The following is a 4,523-nucleotide window of genomic DNA, read 5'->3' as shown; positions in this document are numbered from 1 at the left end:
ATTTGGAATCATTCTGTAGAATCCTTACAAGTGGTACCATCAGCCTCCGTGTTGGGGGATAAGGGGCGTCCATTACCGGAAGAGTCTCAACCAACTCCTGATAGCTTGGAGCAGAAACCTCAGGAGTCGTCATCAACTTTACCTGATCAAAGCTTTACCACTGAATCTGTGAATGGTCAAGTGCCATCCACCAGTAATACGGTGGCTACAGATACCACCGAGACTAATACTACAGATACCAATTCTATAGAGACTAATTCTACAGAGACTAATTCTACAGAGACTAATTCTATAGATACCAATTCTACAGAGACTAACACCACAGAAACTATTGAGGCTGAGAGGACGGCGGAGTCGCAGACAGAATCACCAGCTCCGAAGACTCAGCCTACTGTTCATGGGCAGGGGAGCTTGAACCGATTACTGGATACTTTGTTTCCTTACAATCAATCTTTTAATAGTCCTAGCAAAGATACATAACAGCTGTTTAGACTTATTCCTTTTTTGCGATCGCTTTTAGCGGGCTCTTCGAGCCATCGCATAAGCGCGGAAGCTGAGGCCTTTGGGCCACGCTTTGCGATCGCGAAGCGTGACAATCATGTCAATCGCCTTTGGCGGGCTCTTCGAGCCATCGCTTCATCGCTTAGCGTGACTTTTGGTCAATCCCATAAAAATTCCCTAGATGCAGGCTAGGGTGAGGTTAGGTGATTTTTCAAGGCTTCTGGCACATTAATTGCTGTTTCCAACCCCTGCACGTTCTCCCACTTCGTGTCCTCATTCCAGGAAATGTTTTCGAGGTTTGCCTCACTAAGGTCTGCCCAGCTGAGGTTTGCCTCACTAAGGTCTGCCCAGCTGAGGTCTGTTGAGCTGAGGTCTGCCTGTCTGAGGTTTGCCTGTCTGAGGTTTGCCTGTCTGAGGTTTGCCCAGCTGAGGTATGCCTGTCTGAGGTTTGCCAACCTGAGGTTTGCCGAGCTGAGGTTTGCCCAGCTGAGGTTTGCCTGTCTGAGGTATGCCTGTCTGAGGTCTGCGAAGCTGAGCTTTGCCGACCTGAGGTCTGCCAACCTGAGGTCTGCCAACCTGAGGTCTGCCTCTCTGAGGTCTACCTGTCTGAGGTCTGCCTCTCTGAGGTCTACCTGTCTGAGGTCTGCCTCTCTGAGGTCTACCTGTCTGAGGTCTGCCTTTCTGAGGTATGCCTGTCTGAGGTATGCCTTTCTGAGGTATGCCTGCCTAAGGAATCGTCTAATTGTTATTAGAAAATTGCCGAGCTCAACACTATTGCTGTAGTTAATAATGCGAAGCAATCGCTTACTATCAAACCCTTCCGTATCTGGCTTACCGCAGGGATGGAAAGCAATTTTCTCCTTAAGTTCATCTTGTGTCTGGGCGTAACGGTTTAATTCTAGGAGCAAAATCATGGTATTGAGACCAGCAGCGATATCTACCTGTCGCTGACCTAACTGAACCCCATGGTTGCGCAATTTTTGACCGGTTTTCTGGGGTAGGGTGGTTTCGTCTAGGATGTCAATAAATTCTCCATTGCACCAGCGCAAATAGAACTCTTCCAAGCGCTCAAATAACTGCACCGCTCGAAAGTCATCACTAGTATCTAGCAGCGCCATCAAGTAGTCCACAATTTCTGGTGTCAGTCTGCCGTAACCTAGTAAATCGTAGATTTCCTCTGCCAGCTGATCGTTATCGATCGCAAATCCTCGACGCTTTTTACGGGGTTCTGTCCAGTCTTCGAGGCTTTCTTGCAACCGCACAGCACACAAAAACTCACCAAAACTTTTATGGACAAACTCCACTGCCCCTTCTGTGAGACTAGAACCATACGCTGGTCTGAGGTAAAACGCTGCTAAGGCATTTCTGAGGGGGTTTTCGCCAATGCGCTTTTGGGCTTTTTCCAGCAGGTCTCTGGCACCATCATCTTCTTTAAGGCGTTCCTCAATCATAGTGATGGCAGCCCATTCCCCACCGGCTTGGGTAACGCATAACCCGGCTTCGGTCAGAATCCGCCGCAAATCCTCGGTTTCCTGTTCAGTGAGGTCAAAATTGAGGTCTTCAGGACGCTGCTTGGTCAGTACCCAGTCTAGGACGGTTTGATAAATCAGAATTTTGGCATTAATACTGCTAGCCCACTCAAACATTTGGTCTGTTAATTTACCATGCCGGTGCATGGCTGCTAACAGGTATAGTAATAGGGGCTCTTGGGCTAATTCCTTTACTCGTTCTGGGCAGTGTTGGCCTTGCAAAAACCCATCAAACCCAGTGGCTTTATCCTGACCAACTAGGTTTCCCCAGTTCCTAAACCACTGCTGCTGGAGCGTCTTATCCATCAGCGCTATTTGCACCCGCTCCAGATTTCTGGGTATAACAATGCCTTGCAATGCCAATTCTCTGCCAGTAACTAAAAAGCGATGTCCCAATTGGGGGTTTCGCTGGCAGGTTTCTTGATAGTACCCCACCTTTCTCAGAAAATCTTCAATACCGCCAGAGGTTCTCCCCTGCATCCGCAACTCATCAAAGCCATCCAGTAAAAACAAAAAGCGAGTATTGGGGTCAGTCAACCAGCCATTGTCACTCTTAGCAAAATCCTCCTGAACGGCGGTGCGGAGGGTATTCTCGATATTTTCCTCAAAGGTATGAATATGCCGCAGTCGAATTAATATAGGGGTCCAGATCGGATGCAAGTGTTGGCGCACCCAATCCGCAAACATCCGACAAAAGACACTTTTCCCGCGCCCTGGTCCCCCTTGAATAAACATCACCTGACCAAAATGGTCAGGGTTAGTAAGCTGCTCTTTTGCCCAACTCTCTAAATTAACTAGGTCTGCGTATTTTTTTACCTTGCCATTGCTGTCGAGTAACTGAGCCTTTAGGGGTACATAGATATCGGGAATTTTAAAGTCTTCACCCAGTACCTTCCACTGTTGAAGTCGATGAGGGTCACTGGGATTAGGGGATATTTGCTCGCTCAGGTAGGATTCAATGTTACCGTATTTGCTAGTTGGTCTGGTTTGCTGGGCTGCTGCTCTCTGCAGGCTGAAACTATTAACTATATCCTCTGGCTCGTATGAAAGTAGTGAGTCTACACAACGATAGGTGCCCCAAGCTACCCACCCAGTCACCAGGGGAATGGTATTTGCTTGTAGTCCTGCTTGTGCCAGGTATTGGGATAATTGCTGATTTAAGGCTTGCCCTAACTTGGATTCAGGGAAGTAGTCCCATGCCTGATCAACTAGCGCTTGATCTAAGTTGAGTTCTCCAAGCTGGTCAATTTGCTGCTTAGCATCGTTATCGATATCGTTACCGGATACTCCAGCACCAATTTTTTTCCTTAACCAGTCATTGCTGCGAACCAAGCTATCAAAGCTCTCGATATAGGCTAGAGGAAACGCGATTCCTACCCATTGCTCCGAGGTTAGCTTGTTGTTGGTCTTGGCACCAAACAGCTTTTGCCCTTTGCGGCTGAGTGACACAAACGATAGCCCTGCCGCAACAGGCGCTAGTGGAGTCAGCAAACCGAGAGCCATGATAAATTCCAAGGTAGCTTGAGTAACCTCTGCCCCAGCTTCAACGGTTTCTCCAGGGGTTCCTAACTCGCGGATGTCAGTGTTGAGAAGTTGCCAAACTTGTTTAAATTTTACCACTGTCTTAGTTTTAGCAAGCCACTGTGCTAGGTTTACACGAATCTAACGTTTTAGTTGCAATTATAGCGGTTGTGAATTGGAGTAGGGAGATGGGGAGATGGGGATTTTATTAGAATTTTTGGCTAATTTCAACATTAATTAATTCACTACTATTATAAATCCTATAATAATCAGGCAATTTGGCATCGGCACTTTTAGGGGTTTTGATAAATTATTGACATGGATTTTTGAGGTGACTATAATTCAAGCTAACTCTATTATTTACAAAGGGATTATGATAAATCCTAATAATTTATCATAACAAAAAAACTGGTAATTATTTCTTACTGTTAAAGAAAAAAGTGAGGCATCTCATTTTTGCTGTTTGACCCAGACCCAGTGGTGCGTTACGGGGCGGGCTATCTCAACACTGGCGCTCCAGGTTGAACATCAAGGCAAGCCCGCCCCTAACACACCCTACGCACTTTTCCTTATTTTATACATACTGAAGGAGGATACTTTCTGTGACTAATCTTTCTCACCAATTAGCTCTTGTTACTACTGCTGTGGCTTTAACCTCTGCTACTGTTGCAGTTTTACCGGCTGCTGCTGAGCAGATAATTAACCAAGAATTCAGCGGCGAACTTGAATTGTCGGATTTTCCTGATTTTCTGCCAGAGCCTCCTCCCCAAACTAGAGATTACGAGGGGTTTGTTGAGTACAATACTGAAGGGGAATTACTCTCTTGGTTTCTTGATGTCGAAGGTTTAGAGCAAGTCGGTTCTGATATTACCCTTGAACCGTTGCCTTCTCCTTTTCCTTCTCCTCTTCCTGTTCCTCCTAGAAACTTTATTACGACCTTTGACGCTACCCCTGATAGTTGGATTCTAGATA

General features: G+C 46.5%; 1 protein-coding gene and 4 pseudogenes. 3 read left to right on the top strand and 2 right to left on the bottom strand.

The features are described 5' to 3' along the window. Positions 1–480, top strand: a pseudogene (locus F6K37_RS32855) (hypothetical protein); the annotation flags it as partial. A 209-nt stretch (positions 481–689) separates the two neighbouring features. Here F6K37_RS32855 and F6K37_RS45030 read toward each other — a convergent pair. Then, positions 690–896: pseudogene (locus tag F6K37_RS45030) on the bottom strand (pentapeptide repeat-containing protein); the annotation flags it as partial. Here F6K37_RS45030 and F6K37_RS45795 point away from each other — a divergent pair. After that, a pseudogene (locus F6K37_RS45795) lies at positions 850–960 on the top strand (hypothetical protein); the annotation flags it as partial. The pseudogenes F6K37_RS45030 and F6K37_RS45795 sit on opposite strands and share 47 nt — an antisense overlap. A 155-nt stretch (positions 961–1,115) precedes the next feature. Here F6K37_RS45795 and F6K37_RS45020 read toward each other — a convergent pair. Beyond that, positions 1,116–3,533 (bottom strand): annotated as a pseudogene (locus F6K37_RS45020) (NACHT domain-containing protein); the annotation flags it as partial. Positions 3,534–4,153: 620 nt separating this feature from the next. Here F6K37_RS45020 and F6K37_RS32845 point away from each other — a divergent pair. Next, positions 4,154–4,523, top strand: a 370-nt coding sequence (locus tag F6K37_RS32845) for a hypothetical protein (protein WP_287254843.1), incomplete at its 3' end; no start/stop codon positions are given.

Origin of the sequence: Moorena sp. SIO4E2, from assembly GCF_010671945.1 — a bacterium.
Taxonomy (GTDB): Bacteria; Cyanobacteriota; Cyanobacteriia; order Cyanobacteriales; family Coleofasciculaceae; genus Moorena; species Moorena producens.
This window is presented reverse-complemented; position numbering and strand designations above follow the sequence as displayed.